The organism is Streptomyces sp. S186 (genome assembly GCF_051603415.1).
In the GTDB taxonomy this organism is placed as follows: Bacteria; Actinomycetota; Actinomycetes; order Streptomycetales; family Streptomycetaceae; genus Streptomyces.
The window spans coordinates 7,814,594-7,830,025 of the sequence record NZ_CP193932.1 but is presented as its reverse complement, the minus strand read 5'-3'; the positions used below and the strand labels follow the sequence as shown (position 1 = coordinate 7,830,025).

The following is a 15,432-nucleotide window of genomic DNA, read 5'->3' as shown; positions in this document are numbered from 1 at the left end:
TCCACGATCCGCGATCCGCGATCCGCGATCCGCACACAAATTCCTGCCCCATGATCCCCACACGGCAGACGAATTGGGTTGCGGGAGGGTCGGTGGGCCCGATGAGGTACGTCCATGGACGGGGTCGCGGAACAGGCACAACGGGCGAGGGCAGGAAGAGTCCGCGTGCGCACGCGGCCACCGGCTGCCTGGCATGGGCCGGCAGTACTCGTCGCCCTGATGCTGGCCGCCTTCACGTTCAACACGGCGGAGAACCTGCCGGTCGGCCTCCTTCAGCTCATCTCCCGAAGCCTGCGGGTGTCCCAGTCAGCGGTCGGTCTCCTGGTCACCGGTTACGGCCTGACTGTGGCCCTCGCCTCTGTGCCGCTCGCCCACGTCGTGCGGGCCGTGCCCCGACGTCACGTGCTCACCGGACTCCTCGGCGCGCTCGTCGTGTCCAGTCTGGTGGCGGCGTTGGCGAACTCCTACTGGTTGTTCCTTGCCGCGCGGCTGCTGACCGCGCTCGCCCAGGCACTCTTCTGGGCCGTGCTGGGGCCGGTCGCGGTGGGCCTGTTCACACCACGGGTCCGCGGGCGTGTGGTCGGGGCCCTGTCCGTGGCCGGTTCGCTCGCCCTCGTGCTGGGTGTTCCTGCCGGGACATGGCTCGGCCAGCAGAACGTCTGGCGGGTGCCCATCGCCATGCTCGCGGCCGCGGGGTGCGTCTCCTGGGTGACGATTGCCGCACTGTTCCCCACCTCGCGCCCGGAAGAAGAACCCGCCGCCTACGGAACCCGTCCCCACACTCGCCGGTTCGCAACAGTGCTGACGAGTGGGGCCCTTTCGGCCACCGGGGCGTTCGCGGGATACACCTACCTCTCGACCTTCCTGAGCGACGTGAGCGGGTTCTCCCCAAGCATCGTCAGCGCCTTGTTCGTGGCGTTCGGTGTTGCCTGCCTGGCCGGGGTGAGCATCACCGGCGCGCTGCTGGACCGCTTCCCGCGCTCCGCACTGGTCGCGGCCGTGGCCACGCAGGCGGTGGGCATGTTCGGCCTGTACGCGGCAGGCAGCGAACCGGCGGCAGCGGTGGCGTTCCTGGCCCTGATGGGCGGCGCACTCGGGCCGGTGTTCATGACCACCCAGAACGCCATGCTGGAGTGCGCACCGGGCCGCACGGACCTGGCCCTGGCGGCCAACTCCGGTGCCTACAACGCCGGCATCGCAGCGGGCGCCGCGCTCGGGGCACTGGTCCTCACGCTGGCCGGCGTGCGGATCACCTTCCTCGCCGGCAGCCTGCTGACCGTCGTAGCCTGCGCGGTACTACTGTGCGAACGACTACTGCCTCATGGGCGAACGACTGCCAGGCGAAGGTGTCGTCTCGGGACCCAACTCCGGGAACGGTCATAGAGTTTGCTTCGCCTCCTCCCCTACCCTCGTCCCCAGGAAGGAACCGGTGCCCCCACCCCACCCCGACCGCGCAACCAACCTACCCAACGACGCCATGCGCGTGATCGGACTGATGTCAGGGACCTCCTACGACGCCATCGAGGCTGCCGCGGCGGACCTCGTCCTCGACGGCGATGCCCTGCACCTGCGCCCGCTGGGACATGTGTCTGTGAACTATCCCGACGATCTGCGGAACCTCATCGCCGGCGCCCTGCCCCCGGCCGCCACGACCGTGCAGACCATCTGCGCTCTGGATACCGGCATCGGACGGGCCTTCGCCACCGCTGCCGAACGAGCCCTGCACGAGTTGTGCGCCGACGCCGCCGACCTCGTCGTCTCGCACGGCCAGACCCTCTACCACTGGGTCGACAACGGCAGCGCCCGCGGCACGCTTCAATTCGGCCAGCCTGCCTGGATCGCCGAGCGAACCGGGCTCCCCGTCGTCTCCGACCTGCGCAGCAAGGACGTCGCCGCGGGTGGACAGGGCGCCCCGCTGGTCAGCATGGTCGACACCCTGCTGCTGGGTGCGCTGCCAGGCACACCGGCGGCTCTCAATCTCGGAGGCATCGCCAACATCACCGTCGTCGCCCGCGGGGACGAGCCGCTGGCGTTCGACACCGGCCCCGCCAATGCCCTCCTGGACGCCGCCGTCCGCCACTTCACCAACGGGGCAGCGCACTACGACCAGGACGGACGCAGAGCCGCCGCCGGCCGAACCCATCCCGACCTGCTCCGCCGCCTCCTGGCCGACCCTTACTACCGCAGGCCCGCGCCCAAAAGCGCCGGCAAGGAACACTTCCATCTGCCCTACCTGCAGCAGGCGCTGCAAACGACGCCAGGGCTCGCCGCCGTCGATGTGCTGGCCACCCTGACGCGCCTGACCGCGATCACCGTTGCCGACGCCTGTCGGAATCACCGCGTCACCGACCTCGTCGTCTCCGGCGGGGGAGCCCGCAATCCGACGCTCATGCGGATGATCGCTGAGGAACTTCCCAACGTGCGGACGCGTCCAAGCGACGACTTCGGACTGCCCTCCGACGCGAAGGAAGCGCTTGCCTTCGCCATCCTGGGCTTTCTCACCTTCCACGGACTGCCCGGCACGATCCCCTCAACCACGGGCGCCCGCCATACGACTCTCCTGGGGAGCATCACTCCGGGTCGCACCCCTCTTCAACTACCCGAACCGGCACTCCGTTCCCCTCGCGTACTGCGGATCACTGCTTGACCACCCTGCTCACCAACCGAGGAAACACCTTTGAGAGCATGCCAGAAACCGATTAACCGGTGGGGTGGCGGAACCTGGGGCCGCTAGCGTGTAGCCATGCAGATCCGTGAATTCCAAGATGCCGACTGGTCCCAAGTATGGGAAATCATCCGGGATATCGTGCGGGCACAGGAGACGTTCCCCTATGACCCGGAGATGAGCGAGGAAAAAGGCCGGATGTGGATCGAGGAACCGCCCGGCCTGACCGTTGTCGCAACTGAGGGCGAACGCGTTCTGGGCACCGCCAAGATGGGGACGAACCGGCCCGGCCCTGGTTCGCACGTTTCCACCGCGAGCTTCATGGTGGCCGCTGATGCCCGGGGCAAGGGTGTGGGTACGGCCCTGTGCCGATTCGCAGTGGACTGGGCAAGAGAACGCAGCTACGCAGGGATGCAGTTCAACGCTGTGGTCGAGTCGAATCACATCGCCGTCGAGCTCTACCAGCGCCTTGGTTTCGAGGTGCTCGGAACCGTTCCCGGTGCCTTTATGCACCCAGAACTCGGAGCCGTTGGCCTGCATGTCATGTATCGGCAGTTCTGACTGAGGCCCCTCACCCGCTGCGCCGCACAAGAGCCAGAGGAGTGCACAGAGCGCTCCGGTACGTGGGCAGGTGATTCTCCGACCTTTTCTCACAGCGCACGCCCGCGGTCATCGCGTCGACTACGGCCGGCGGCGTCATGCTGAGGGGTTGCTGCTTCCGTTGCCCCCGCGCCAGCCCGACCCCGTCCCCCACACCTCAAGTACAGCAGCGGACGAAACACGCGGACGCGATCCGTGGTGATCCGCGAACGCGCTGCGGCCGGCGGTTCTGACCGAAATGGCCCGCAGGACCGTCGTGTCAGCGTCGGCGAGCGCCCCACTGATCGGCGCGCCGCCGATCACTGCGCCGATGCCTCCGCACGCGTAGGTGATGCCAGCGGCCGCGGAGAGGATCGCAGACAGCACTTTGCGGCCACCGTGCTGCCGCCGTCCCACGAACTCCGGCCATGACGCACAACTTGCTGGACCACACGAAATGACCTCCTAGGCTTGCCACATGATCGATGTACCTCTTTCCGCACTCGAAGTCGCCATGGTGCAGTCCGGTGCCGCAGCCTTGGAGACCCTGCGCGACACCGCCGCTTTCGCACAAGGGGTGGAACGGCTTGGCTACCACCGGATCTGGTACGCCGAACATCACCACTCCCCCGCCATCGGCGCGTTCCCGCCCGTGGTGTTGATCGCGCACGCTGCCGCGTCCACCTCGGCGATCCGTCTCGGTTCGGGCGGAGTACTGGCGCCCAACCACGCACCCATCATGCTCGCGGAACAGTTCGGAACGCTGGCCGCCTTGCACCCGGACCGCATCGACATAGGTGTCGGCCGCGGCCCAGGCACGTTCGACGAGGCCATCGCGCGGGCGCTGCGCCGAGGAGCCGGACCGACGACCGATGCGGAGTACCACGCCGATGTGGCCGCGATCCTCTCCTTCCTGGTGGACGAGGTCGCACTCGGCCCGCTTCCGGAGCCCTGGCTGCTGGCCTCCAGCACCGCGGGTGCCGCCCTCGCCGCGGAACTCGGCCTCCCGATCGCCCTCGCCCACCACATCCGTCCGGAGAACACCCAGGCAGCGCTGGAACGCTACCGGGCCGACTTCACCCCGTCCCGGTGGTGCGAGCAGCCCCGCGCGCTGGTGTGCGTGGAGACGGTGTGCGCCGAGACCGAAGAGGAAGCCGCCTGGCGCGCCGGGCCGATGAACGTCGTCAAGGCCGGGCTGTTGAAGGGCATCAGCGATATCCCGTTCCCCACGCCTGAGGAAGCAGCCAACCACCCCTTCACGGCGCAGGAGCGAGAGGCACTGGCCGGCTTCCGTGCACAGCAGGCCCACGGGACGCCCAAGACCGTCATGGACCGACTGGCACAGCTGGCCGACGAGACCGGAGCAGACGAACTGATGCTCACCACTCCCGTCTACGACCTCCACGACCGCCTGCGTTCCTACGAGCTCATCAAGGAGTACTCCAACGGCACGACTGCGCGGTAGGCACGCATGGCTGAGGATGATGCCTGGTGCCCCGTCCTCGCAGCCGGTGAACCCGAACGTTGTGGCCTTCATGTGATGCTCCCCTGGTGACCGGTTAGCGTCTGTCACTGGACCGACGGATGCCCGACACGGGGGTGTGACAGGTGAGCGACGACATTTCTCTGGCCGAACGCTTCGAGGCGGAGCGGCCGGGACTGCGGGCGGTGGCGTACCGGATGCTGGGGTCGCTGGCCGAGGCGGAGGACGCCGTCCAGGAGACCTGGCTCAAGCTCGGCCGTACCGACGTGAGCCAGGTCAAGAACCTGGGTGCCTGGCTCACCACGGTCGCCGGACGGGTGTGCCTGGACATGTTGCGTTCGCGCACCTCCCGGCGGGAGGATCCGCTGCCCGAGCAGGAGGAGTCGGTCCGGCTGCCTGACCCGGTGGTCACCCAGCTCGGGCGCGTCGATCCCGAGCAGGAGGTCCTGGTCGCGGATGCGGTGGGCATCGCGCTGATGGTCGTGTTGGAGACCCTCTCCCCCGCCGAACGGCTGGCCTTTGTGCTGCACGACATGTTCGACGTGCCCTTCGACGACATCGCCCCCGTCCTCGGCCGTACCACGGTCTCCACCCGGCAGCTCGCCAGTCGCGCTCGCCGACGGGTCCAGGGCGCCGCCCCGGCGGCCGACACCGACAACGCCCGCAAACGCGATGTCGTGAACGCCTTTCTGACCGCCTCCCGTGGCGGTGACTTCGAGGCGCTCCTGGCCGTTCTCGACCCGGAGGTGGTCGCGCGCTCCGACGGCGGTACGCGCGTGCCGAGCGTTCTGCGGCGTGGTGCGGCCGATGTGGCGTCGCAGGCGATCACCTTCGCCCGCTTCGCGGCGGACGCGCGTCCGGTGCTGGTCAACGGGACTCCCGGCGTGGTCGCGTTCGCCGGGGGACGGCCGATGTCGATCATGTCGTTCACCATCCGGGACGGTCGCATCACCGGACTCGACATCCTCACCGATCCCGACCGCCTTTCCGCGCTGGACCTCAGCGCCTGAACTCAGGGGAGCCCACCGAGGGGATCTCGCCCTCGGTGGGCTCGGTTTCAGCCATCGTGTCGGTCGTCGTATCAGTCGTCGCGTCAGTCGTCGGTCGGCGTGTCAGTCATCGGTCGTCGTGTCGATCGTCGTGTCAGTCGTCGATCGCCTGGTAGAGCGTGGTCCAGAAGTCGTGGATGACCCGGGCCGAATCAGGGGTGGACATCCCGACCTGGGTGAGCAGGATTCCGGTGAGCTGGTTGTCCGGGTCGGCGTAGGTCGAGGTGCCGCTTCCGCCGTCCCAGCCGAACTGGCCGATGGGAGCGTAGTCGCCGCGGCAGGTGCGCACCGCCATGCCGAAGCCCCAACCGCCGTGCTGTCCTTGGCCGAAGGAGAGGTGGACGTTGTCGCGAGCCATGGCGTTGCGGGCGGCGTTCTGCTCGGGCGTGAGGCGGTTGGTGGTCATCAGCTCGACGGCGGCCCGGGACAGGATCCGTTCGGTCCCGTGCATCCCGTTGTTCAGCAGCATCCGGAAGTAGGCATGGTAGTCGTCGACGGTGGAGACCAGGCCACCGCCGCCGTCCTGGAACGCCGGAGGCTGGCTGTGGCGTCCCCCCTCGGCCTCGTCCCACACCATGAACTCGCCGGTCTGCGGGTCAGGAGTGTAGAGGGGCGGCAGCCGGTCCATCTTGTCGGCGGGGACGTAGAACCCGGTGTCGTTCATCCCCAGCGGGTCGAAGATCCGCTCACGCAGGAACGTCTCGAATGACTGGCCCGTGACCCTGGCGACGAGCACGCCGAGCAGATCGTTGCTGATGTGGTACTGCCAGCGCTCTCCGGGCTGGTTCATCAGCGGAAGCGTGCCGAGGCGGCGCATCCACTCGTCCGGCTCGGGCATCGGCTCCGGCAGGTTGGGCGTGAGCCCCTGCTCGAATATCGCGTTCATGATCGGAGTGCCCAGCACCGTCAAATCCATGCCGAGCCCGAACGTGGAGGTCAGCACGTCCCGTACGGTGATCGGCCGGCGCGCCGGCACGGTGTCGTCCAGCGGGCCGTCGATCCGCTTGAGCACCTGCCGGTCGGCGAGTTCCGGCAACCACGGCTCCACCAGGTCGTCCAGGCGCAGCCGACACTCGTCGAGCAGGACCATCGCCGCCGCCATCGTGACCGGCTTGGACGTCGAGGCCATCCGGAAGATCGTGTCCCGGCGCATCGGCGCGCCACCGTCGTGGAGCATCGTCCCGATCGCTTCGACATGTGTCCGATCGCCCCGGCTGACCAGGGCGACGAGCCCGGGAATCTTCCCGGAGTCGACATGCCGGGCCAGGACCTCGTGCAGGCGGGACAGTCCCGCGTCGGAGAAGCCGCTGTGTCGGTCGGTGCGGGTGAGGGACATGGTGGTGTGTTCCTTCGGTTGAACGGATGGATGGGATGGATGGGATGGATATGGATCTGTAGGGGTGGATATGGGTGGGTGGGGGTGGAGACGGATTGGGCAGGGGAACCCACTGGGGAGGAGGCCGGGTTGTCAGCAGCCGAGCCGGTCGGCGATCACGTCCAGCACTTGCCCCAGGTCGCGTAACATGCGCGACCGCAGGCCGATCTCGGCGATTCCGGCCGCGAATCCCGGATGGTCGGGGAGGACGCGGTGGACGCGATGGGTCACCAGGGTGCCTGCGGGGCAGGCGGTGGCGGTGTGCACCCCGGCGTACCAGCTCTGCACCGCCAGCCTGGACCGGGCCCGGTCCACCTGGATCTCCACCGGCTCCACCAGCCCGGCGAGTTCGGCGCGATAGGTGCCGGCATCGGCCCCAGTCCCGGTCCCGGTCCCGGCTATCCCAATTCCGGTCCCGGTCCCGGCTACGACAGTCATCGCCCCCTGCCGGGCCGCCGAAGCCCTGCCCAGCACCAGCAGGTTGTCATCGCCGACCCGCCCCTCGGCGACGGCGAGCAGCAGCGCGGCGACCGCTGCGACGGGTGCGGCGAGCGTCCCTTGCACTTCCCACCGGGCGGGCAGCGCATCCAGTTCGGTGAGGAGGGATGGCGTCGTGTTCATGGTGGAGAGTTTGGGCATGGGGCCCGTCCGGGGCCACCCATGCGGCACGGTCCGGGACGCGGGAAGGCCCGCCGCTGCCCGGCTGACCTGCGCTGTCACTCCGGCGGACGGCTGCTGCGCGGGTGTCCCGGGACGGGACGGGACACTCGCGCCACGCCTGGGACAGGCTCAGGACACCCGGGCCAGACCCGCACGCGCCGCCGGCACCAGGTAGTTGAGGCCGTGTGCGGTGGCGCTCTCCAGCGCCGCTTGGAAGTGCCGCGCCGCGGCGTCCCGGTCGCCCGTGGCCAGGCATGCCTCCGCGTACGGGAGGAGACTGCGCACCATCCGATGCGGCTCGCCGGCCCGTTCGAGGATCCGCAGGGCCTCGGTGTGCCTGGCCGTTGCCTCCTCGGTGCGTCCGAGGTGGCGCAGGGCGACGGCGGCGTCCGTGAGGCTGGCCGCCTCGAATACCGGATGGCGGGTCGCCCGATTGAGCGCGACAGCCTGCTCGGCGAAATCGAGGGCAGTGCGGACGTCGCCCAGGCCGAGTGCCGCCCGACCGAGTACGTCCAGGCACATGCGCTCCGCCTGTCGGTCCAGTCCGCGCGCGGTCTCGGTCACCTCCGAGACCGTCTCTCGGGCCTCGCCGTACTTCCCCAGCTGCACCAGAGCCTGGCCGAGACCGGTGACCACCCGCACGCGGGCGGCGGCTTCGCGCGGTGGCAGCAGCGCGGCTGCCTGGCGCAGGAAATCGACGGCGGCTTCGGCGTCGGTGTCGACTTCGGTGTCGGCTTCGGCTTCGGCGCAGTACATCCGGCTCTCCGCCAGCTGAAGGAGGGCCATGGCCTCGCCGAGGATGTCGCCCTCCGCGGCCATCAGCACGCGGGCCGCCGCAAGCTCCGGCGCCGCCTCCGCCAGCCGGCCGACGCGCATCAGCGCGGCACCCAGCAGGTACCGGTGCGAGGCCAACACCCTGCGCTCGCCGAGCCGTTCGGCGGCGGGCATGCTGAGTTCGAGCCCGCGAAGCAGCTGCGCCATGCCACCGCGCCGCGCGTGGGCGATCAAGGCGAGCTGTCCGAGCCCGACCGCCGGTGCGTCGATGCGCAGTTCCACGGCGAGCGAGAACGTCGCGACGAGGTTGGCCCACTCGGTGTCCAGCCAGTCGACGGCGGTGTCGTAGCCGGCGAGGCCGGGCAGGGCGGGAGGTGGCTGCGCCACGGTGACCGGCAGCGGGATGACGATCTCGACCAGCTCTTTCACGGCCAGCATGCCGCTCAGGTAGTAGTCGGCCAGCCGGGCGATCGCCGGTACGGGGTCGGCTGCGGCGGCGTCGGCGCGGGCGGCCTGGCGCAGCAGGTCGTGCATCCGGTAGCGGCCCGCCGCCGGCTCCTGGACGAGATGCACGTCGACCAGATCCTCCAGCAGGGAACGGGCGTTGGGCAGCGGAATCCCGGCCAGGGCGGCCGCACCGTACGCGTCGATGTCCTCGCCCGGCACCAGCCCCAGCAGCCCGAACATCCGCCGTTGGGCGGGGTCGAGCTGCCGCAGCGACATCTCGAACACGTCCGACACCGCCAACTCGCCCTCGCGCAGCCGTTCCACCAGGGTGTCGAGAGTCCACGCGGGCCGGTGCCGCAGCCGCGCGGCGGCCACCCGGATGGCCAGTGGCAGGTTCCCGCAGCGGCGCAGCACCTCGCCGACGTCACCGGGCCGGGTCCCGCCCGCGGACGCGACGAACAGCGCCGCCGCCTCTTCGGACGGCAGGACGTCCAGCGAGATCGGCCAGGCGCCGTCCAGCTCCACCATCCGCCGGCGGCTGGTGATCACGACGAAGCTCCGGCCTGCGCCAGGCAGCAGCTCGCGCACATGATCGGCGTCGGCGGCGTTGTCCAGCAGCACGATCGCGCGCCGCGTCGCCAGCTCCGACCGCCACAGCGCGGCCCGTTCGGCGACCCCGTCGGGAATCCTGCCGGGCGGCAACCCGAGCGCGGTCAGCAGCACCCGCAGCGCCTCCGCGGGCTCGACCGGTGCCCGGCCCGGAGTGAAGCCGTGCAGGTCCAAGTAGAGCCGGCCACCGGGGAAGTCGGCGGTCAGCAGATGCGCGGCGTGTACGGCCAACGCGGACTTGCCCACTCCGCCCATGCCGTCGATCGCCACCACCGACGTGTTCCGCGCGGCGCCGAGGAGAGCGTCCAGCTCCGCCCGGCGGCCGGTGAAGGCGGTGATGTCGTGGGGCAGGTCATTGCGGACGGTCGGCGCGGCAGCCGTGCTGCTGCTCGTCTGGGGTCCGTCCTTGGCCCGCTCCCACACCTCGCGCAGTGGCCTGGGGTCATGACCGGCTGCCTTGCAGAGCGCCACCACCGCCGGCCAGGGAGGTACGGCCTGGCCGGAGAAGTAGCGCGACAGCGAGGAGCTGCTGATGTGGATGTCACGGGCGAGCTCGCGCAGGCTCCGTCCGGTCAGGTCTCGCAGCTGCCGTAGCCGCCCCGCCAACTCCTCGCGCATGCTTGCCCCCGTTTCTCCGGTGTCAGGCGCTGATACTAGAGGGGTTGAGGTGGGGCTGCTCCGGGATGTGGGCTTGCCTGGGGGGCGGCTTGCCTGAGGGCATCGGCCTGCGTGCGGAAGAGGAGCTCGATACGTTCCCTCCCCTCCCTGCATGCGTATGGCGGCAGTCGCCGATCAGCTGGTGAGCCAGGGGCGGGTGAGGTTCTGGACGGCCGAGCCGTCGAGGTCGGCGAGCTTGGTACTGACCACCTCGCGGGCACGTTCGGAGGTCTGGATGCGGAAGGCCGGGCGGTCGCCGGTCAGGGCCTCGACGATCGGGGCGGCGGCATCTGCCTGGGACTGGGCCGTGACAAAGACGTTCTGGATGCGGTCGAAGTACGCCTCGAGGGCCGGCGCGTAGGGCCCGGCCTCGGCGACCATCGCGGGCCGGCCCAGACTCATACTGGCGACGAACTCGCTGGCCACGGCGGCGGGTTCGACCACGGCGACCTCGACGCCGACGGCGGCGGCGACGGGCGCGAGCGACTCCATGAAGCCCTCGACGGCGAACTTGGCCGCGCAGTAGGGCTCGTTGAAGGGCTGGCCGACAATGCCGCCGACGCTGGTGACGGTGATCACCCGGCCCTGGGAGGCGCGCAGGTGCGGCAGGGCGGCGCGGGTGAGGGCCACCACGCCGAAGAAGTTGACCTCCATGGCGGTGCGGAAGTCGTCGAGCTCGATGAGTTCCGCGGTGCCGACCTGGCCGGCGCCGGCGTTGTTCACCAGTGCGTCCAGGCGGCCGTGTTCGGCGATCACCTCGTCCAGGCAGGTGGCGATGGTCTCGGAGTCGACCACGTCCAGGCGCTTGACCTGGATGCGGTCGGCGACCCCGTGGTCGGCGGCGGCCTTGAGCAGGGCCTCGGCCTTGGCGGTGTCGCGCATGGTGGCGATGGTCGTCCAGCCGGCCCGAGCGGTGCCGAGGGCGGTGGCCAGGCCGATGCCGGAGGAGGTGCCGGTGATCAGGACGGTCTTCGGGGCGGTGGTCATGGGTGTGCTCCGCTTCTGATGCCGATGCCGATGTCGATGCTGAGTTCTGAGCTCCGACGCGATTGCGTGTGTGCACACACATCTTGCATATGCGTGTGCGTACACGCAACCCGGCTAGGATGGCCCCCATGCCGGACACCGACACCAACCCGCAGGAATCCACCCCCCGAGACCGCGCCTTCTACGGACTGATCTGGGCCTGCACCACCCTCACCGCCCAGGCCGACGCCGCCCTGACCCGCACGCACGACCTGCCGCTGACGTGGTTCGAGGTCATGCTCTGGCTCCACACCCAGAACGAACCGATGGCCGCCTCCGATCTCGGGGCCAAGGCACTTCTCAGCCGCAGCCAGGTCTCCCGTGTCATCGACTCGCTCCAGGCCCGTGGGCTGGTCGAGCGCACCCCCTCCCCCCACGACGCCCGCTCCGTGCAGATCACCCTCACGCCGGCCGGCCGCACCGCCTTCGCCGAAGCCAACGCCACCCGCCGCGCCGCGCTGGCGGAGGTCTTCGACGATCTCCTCGACGACGAGGACATCACCGCCCTCCAAACCGTCTGGAACAAGCTCAAGCGCGACGCACCCTGCTGACCCGGCGGCCACGCGCGCCGGCTTACGTTACGGAGGGCGCCGGCCCCGGCAGCGGGCGTCAGCCCAAGTTCTTGCCGTAGAGCTGGGTGCGGGAGGAGATGCCGAGCTTGGGGAAGAGTTTGTAGAGGTGGTAGCCGACGGTGCGGGGGCTGAGGAAGAGGCGGGCGGCGATGTCGCGGTTGCTCATGCCCTGGGCGGCCAGGCCGGCTATCTGGAGTTCCCGTGAGGTGAGGCGGGCGGTTTCCGCGGCGGCTGCGGGGTCCGGTTGGTCGGCGGCGCGGTCGCCGGCGGCGCGCAGTTCGTGGCGGGCCAGGTCGGTCCAGGGGCGGGCGCCGAGCGTGCGGAGATAGGTCTCGGCCTGGTGGAGGTGTTCCCGAGCCTGCTTGATACGGCGGTTGCGGCGCAGCCACTCGCCGTAGAGGAGGTGCGTGCGGCCGGTGTCGAAGGCCGAGGGGTGAGTGGCGTCCAGGGCCTGGGTGTACAGGTCGTCGGCTTCCTGGCTGGGCGCGAGAAGGGCGCGGCACCTGAGCCACATGGGGCGCAGGTGCGGGAGGTGGGCGGGATTGGCCTGTTGCTCGAAGCGTTGCAGAGCTGCCTGGGCCGTTGTCTGTTCACCGGCGCGTACCAACGCTTCGACGAGGTCCGGGAGTACGAGCCAGCCGACCATGAAGTGCTCGGCGGGTCCGCCGGCGGAGGTGACCTCGCCCAGTAGCCGGGCGGCGCGGTCCGGGTGGCCTTCGGCGAGGGCGTGCAGCCCCAGGGCCCACTGGGCCAGGCCGATGGCGGAGGTGATGCGGCGCGGTACCGACAGCGCCAGGGACTCCTCGGCCAGGGACCGGCAGCGCTCCCCCTCACCCTGGGCGGCGGCGGCCCAGGCAAGCATGGCCCGCAGGTGACTGGCGGCGCCGAGCTGACCGGTGTCGTCGGCGAGGGCGAGGGCCTCGATGGCGTGGGAGATCGCCGCGGGCCACTGGCCGGTGATGAGTTGCAGCGCCACCAGCGGGGCGAGGGACATCGGGAGCGCCCCCACTGCACCGACCTTGCGCAACTCGTCGACGGCGCGCTGGTGGGCGTGCAGCATCTCCTCGGTCGTCCCGGTCAGATAGGGCAGGAACACCGGCGGCCAGATCCAGGGGCGGGGATGTGTGGGGGACAGCCAGGCCATGCGGGCGACTGGGACTTTCGGGGGGCGCGGAGGGGCTGTTGGGCGGACTGTTGGGTGGGTGCCGGGGGCGAGGCTGCCCAGGTAGTGGAAGTGGCGGGAGAACTGGTCGGTGATGGCGGCAGCCCGGTCGTCGCTGGTGGGGGCGGGGTCGACCGCGGTGCCGGTGGTGGTGGCGGTGTCGCCCTGGGCGGCCGCTCGGGAGGGCAGGCGGGCGAGAAGGTCGGCGATCTCCGTCAGATGTGCGGGGGCGCCGGCCACCCAGGCCGAGCGGGCGGCCATCACCAGCAGTTCGCCTGCCAGTTCCGCGTCCGTCTCCCCCACCAGGCGGGCGCCGTCCACCAGCATCCGGCAGGCCAGGGCCGGGTCGCTGCTGGCGTGGGTGATGGCGCCGCGCACCCGGGCGGCGCGTGCCCGCAGCGCCGGGTCGTCGGTCAGCGACTCGGCGCGGTCCAGGAGGGCTTCGGCGTGGGAGGTCTTGGCCGCCGTCCATGCGCATTCGGCCGCATCCACCAGCCACCGGGCCCGTCGGCGGGAGTCCGAGGCCAGCGCGGCGGCGCGGCACAGTGCCTGGGCGGCGGTGGTCACGCCGCCGGTGCGGCGGCTGCGTTCGGCGAGCGCGGCCAGCAGTTCGGCCACGGTGTCGTCGGTGCCGACCGCGGCCGCCGCCGCATGCCAGACATACCGGTCGTTCTGGCGCCCGACGGCCTCGGCCAGGGCCAGGTGGGCGGCGCGCCGGTCGTTGAGGGGCGCGCCCTGGTAGAGCGCGGAGCGGACCAGGGGGTGCCGGAAGCGGACGTGCTGCTGGTCCAGGTGGAGCAGTCCCTGGGACGAGGCCGCGGACAGGACCTCCATGGCCGCCTCGGCGTCACCGGCGGCACCGAGCACGGTGGCCAGGTCGCCCTCACCCTCCGCCGCGGCGAGCAGCAGTACGCGGTGGTGGTCGGCCGGCAGGCGGAGCGCGCGGTGCCGGAAGATCTGGTGCAACCGTTCGCTGAGCGGCAGGTGTTCGGGCAGCGGAGCGGTGCCGTCCAGGTGGTCGGGGCGCAGCGTGGAGGGCAGTTCCATCAGGGCCAGGGGGTTGCCGCCGGCCTCACGCAACAACCGTTCGCGGACGGTCGGTGTGGACTGCGGCAGATGGCAGGCCAACAGGTCCGATGCGGCGGATGCCGACAGCGGCCCAACTCGCAGATGGCGCAGGCCCGGTGCGGGGAAGGGCCGTGCGTGGTCGCGGACCGCGAAGACCAGGGCCACGCTCTCCCGCTCCATCCGCCGGGCCACGAACATCAGCGCGTCCGCCGTCGCGGAGTCCAGCCAGTGGGCGTCGTCGACGACCAACAACAGCGGCACGTCCTCGGAGGCGTCGGAGAGCAGGGTCAGTACGGCCAGTGCCACCAGGAACGGGTCGGCGAAGGCGGTGGCCATCCCGAACGCCCCGCGCAGTGCGGCGGCTTGCGGCTCGGGGAGGCGTGCCACATACCGCATCAGGGGCCGCAGCAGTTGATGCAGTGCGGCGAACGGGAGCTCCACCTCGCCCTCCACGCCGACCGCGCGCAGCACCCACACGTCCGGTTCGGCCCGCTGCACCATGTCCGTCAGGAGCGCGCTCTTGCCGATCCCGGCGGGCCCGCGCAGCACCAACGTGTTGCTGCTCCCCTTACGTGCGTCGTCGAGGAGCCTGCCCAGCTCGTCCCGCTCCGGCTCTCTCCCGACCAGCATCCGACGGTGTCCCTTCTCCTTGAGTATCCCCTGCGTATGACGGGTGTGTATAGCGGCCGGTTGCATCCGCCGATCGCATTCAGCCGCTGGTCACGACGGGTTTCCGGGCAGATGTTGCGGATGGCGGCCCAGTCGGGGGCCGGTCGTGTGACGGATGCCTGCGGAACGACCGTTCACACAGACTGACGAACAGACCGACGAAACGTAAGGACCGGAACAGACGGGGCGGTCCGGGCCCCGCCCGGGACAAGCAAGGAGCAGCCAGCGAGGAGCAGCCATGCATTTCGAAGTGTCCGACCTCCCTGACGTCTGCCGCGAGAAGTGGAAGCCCTGCGACCCAGTGGCAGATTACTTCGCCGGCGCGCGTGCCCAGTGCCCCCGGACAGAATCGACCGCATCTGCGCCCGCTCGCGAAATCGGCCGGATTTGTATGGGTGAAGATGCGCGTCCGCCATCCCATCGACTACTGCGGCGACTGCCGCCCGGGCCGCTGTCCGAGCCGCTTTCCGAGCCCGTTGCCCTTTCCCGGCGCGGTCTCGGCGGCGACGCGCTCAGCGGGCCTCCGCTCGCCCCAATTACACGGTTGCGACTGCCGAGGGGCGGTAATCGGGCGACTACCGCGGCTACGGCGACTTTGGCCGGAATTCGGTGGGTGTCGCCCCCGCCCACGCCCGAA

11 protein-coding genes are annotated in these 15,432 nt (G+C 70.4%); 6 read left to right on the top strand and 5 right to left on the bottom strand.

Annotated elements, in window-relative coordinates:
• Positions 1 to 219: 219 nt before the first annotated feature.
• The 5 genes from ACRAS8_RS34160 to ACRAS8_RS34140 all read left to right on the top strand — a co-directional run bounded on the left by ACRAS8_RS34160 (position 220) and on the right by ACRAS8_RS34140 (position 5,737).
• Positions 220 to 1,383: an MFS transporter gene (locus ACRAS8_RS34160; protein WP_438490674.1), complete on the top strand. Its 1,164-nt coding sequence runs from the start codon at positions 220 to 222 to the stop codon at positions 1,381 to 1,383.
• A gap of 94 nt (positions 1,384 to 1,477) precedes the next feature.
• On the top strand, positions 1,478 to 2,647 hold the full coding sequence (locus tag ACRAS8_RS34155; RefSeq protein WP_438489908.1) for an anhydro-N-acetylmuramic acid kinase: 1,170 nt from the start codon (positions 1,478 to 1,480) through the stop codon (positions 2,645 to 2,647).
• Between the two features lie 96 nt (positions 2,648 to 2,743).
• Positions 2,744 to 3,226, top strand: coding sequence for a GNAT family N-acetyltransferase (locus ACRAS8_RS34150; protein ID WP_438489907.1), 483 nt, complete (start codon positions 2,744 to 2,746; stop codon positions 3,224 to 3,226).
• 496 nt (positions 3,227 to 3,722) lie between these two features.
• Entirely contained in the window at positions 3,723 to 4,709 is a 987-nt protein-coding gene (locus ACRAS8_RS34145; RefSeq protein ID WP_438489906.1) for an LLM class flavin-dependent oxidoreductase, read from the top strand.
• A 143-nt stretch (positions 4,710 to 4,852) separates the two neighbouring features.
• Positions 4,853 to 5,737 carry a sigma-70 family RNA polymerase sigma factor gene (locus ACRAS8_RS34140; RefSeq protein ID WP_438489905.1) on the top strand — a complete coding sequence of 295 codons (885 nt, stop codon included), beginning with the start codon at positions 4,853 to 4,855 and terminating at the stop codon, positions 5,735 to 5,737.
• 133 nt (positions 5,738 to 5,870) lie between these two features.
• Here the strand turns inward: ACRAS8_RS34140 and ACRAS8_RS34135 are convergent, their stop codons facing one another.
• The 4 genes from ACRAS8_RS34135 to ACRAS8_RS34120 all read right to left on the bottom strand — a co-directional run bounded on the left by ACRAS8_RS34135 (position 5,871) and on the right by ACRAS8_RS34120 (position 11,363).
• Positions 5,871 to 7,112: a serine hydrolase domain-containing protein gene (locus ACRAS8_RS34135; protein ID WP_438489904.1), complete on the bottom strand. Its 1,242-nt coding sequence runs from the start codon at positions 7,110 to 7,112 to the stop codon at positions 5,871 to 5,873.
• Positions 7,113 to 7,244: 132 nt separating this feature from the next.
• Positions 7,245 to 7,772 carry a hypothetical protein gene (locus ACRAS8_RS34130; protein WP_438489903.1) on the bottom strand — a complete coding sequence of 176 codons (528 nt, stop codon included), beginning with the start codon at positions 7,770 to 7,772 and terminating at the stop codon, positions 7,245 to 7,247.
• A 168-nt stretch (positions 7,773 to 7,940) separates the two neighbouring features.
• Positions 7,941 to 10,259: an ATP-binding protein gene (locus ACRAS8_RS34125; RefSeq protein WP_438489902.1), complete on the bottom strand. Its 2,319-nt coding sequence runs from the start codon at positions 10,257 to 10,259 to the stop codon at positions 7,941 to 7,943.
• A gap of 174 nt (positions 10,260 to 10,433) precedes the next feature.
• Complete coding sequence (locus ACRAS8_RS34120) at positions 10,434 to 11,363, bottom strand: SDR family NAD(P)-dependent oxidoreductase (RefSeq protein WP_438489901.1); 930 nt, start codon at positions 11,361 to 11,363, stop codon at positions 10,434 to 10,436.
• A gap of 50 nt (positions 11,364 to 11,413) precedes the next feature.
• On the opposite strand from ACRAS8_RS34120, the gene ACRAS8_RS34115 reads away from it, so the two are divergent.
• Positions 11,414 to 11,875, top strand: coding sequence for a MarR family winged helix-turn-helix transcriptional regulator (locus ACRAS8_RS34115; protein WP_438489900.1), 462 nt, complete (start codon positions 11,414 to 11,416; stop codon positions 11,873 to 11,875).
• A 58-nt stretch (positions 11,876 to 11,933) separates the two neighbouring features.
• Here the strand turns inward: ACRAS8_RS34115 and ACRAS8_RS34110 are convergent, their stop codons facing one another.
• Positions 11,934 to 14,756, bottom strand: a complete 2,823-nt coding sequence (locus ACRAS8_RS34110) for a helix-turn-helix transcriptional regulator (protein ID WP_438489899.1) — start codon at positions 14,754 to 14,756, stop codon at positions 11,934 to 11,936.
• Between the last annotated feature and the right edge of the window lie 676 nt (positions 14,757 to 15,432).

What these genes read in the sequence shown, in the direction of transcription:
- ACRAS8_RS34110 (WP_438489899.1), bottom strand. Translation starts at nt 14,756, where the DNA reads ATGCTGGTCGGGAGAGAGCCGGAGCGGGACGAGCTGGGCAGGCTCCTC.
- ACRAS8_RS34125 (WP_438489902.1), bottom strand. Translation starts at nt 10,259, where the DNA reads ATGCGCGAGGAGTTGGCGGGGCGGCTACGGCAGCTGCGAGACCTGACC.
- ACRAS8_RS34155 (WP_438489908.1), top strand. Translation starts at nt 1,478, where the DNA reads ATGCGCGTGATCGGACTGATGTCAGGGACCTCCTACGACGCCATCGAG.
- ACRAS8_RS34130 (WP_438489903.1), bottom strand. Translation starts at nt 7,772, where the DNA reads ATGAACACGACGCCATCCCTCCTCACCGAACTGGATGCGCTGCCCGCC.
- ACRAS8_RS34135 (WP_438489904.1), bottom strand. Translation starts at nt 7,112, where the DNA reads ATGTCCCTCACCCGCACCGACCGACACAGCGGCTTCTCCGACGCGGGA.
- ACRAS8_RS34145 (WP_438489906.1), top strand. Translation starts at nt 3,723, where the DNA reads ATGATCGATGTACCTCTTTCCGCACTCGAAGTCGCCATGGTGCAGTCC.
- ACRAS8_RS34150 (WP_438489907.1), top strand. Translation starts at nt 2,744, where the DNA reads ATGCAGATCCGTGAATTCCAAGATGCCGACTGGTCCCAAGTATGGGAA.
- ACRAS8_RS34160 (WP_438490674.1), top strand. Translation starts at nt 220, where the DNA reads ATGCTGGCCGCCTTCACGTTCAACACGGCGGAGAACCTGCCGGTCGGC.
- ACRAS8_RS34115 (WP_438489900.1), top strand. Translation starts at nt 11,414, where the DNA reads ATGCCGGACACCGACACCAACCCGCAGGAATCCACCCCCCGAGACCGC.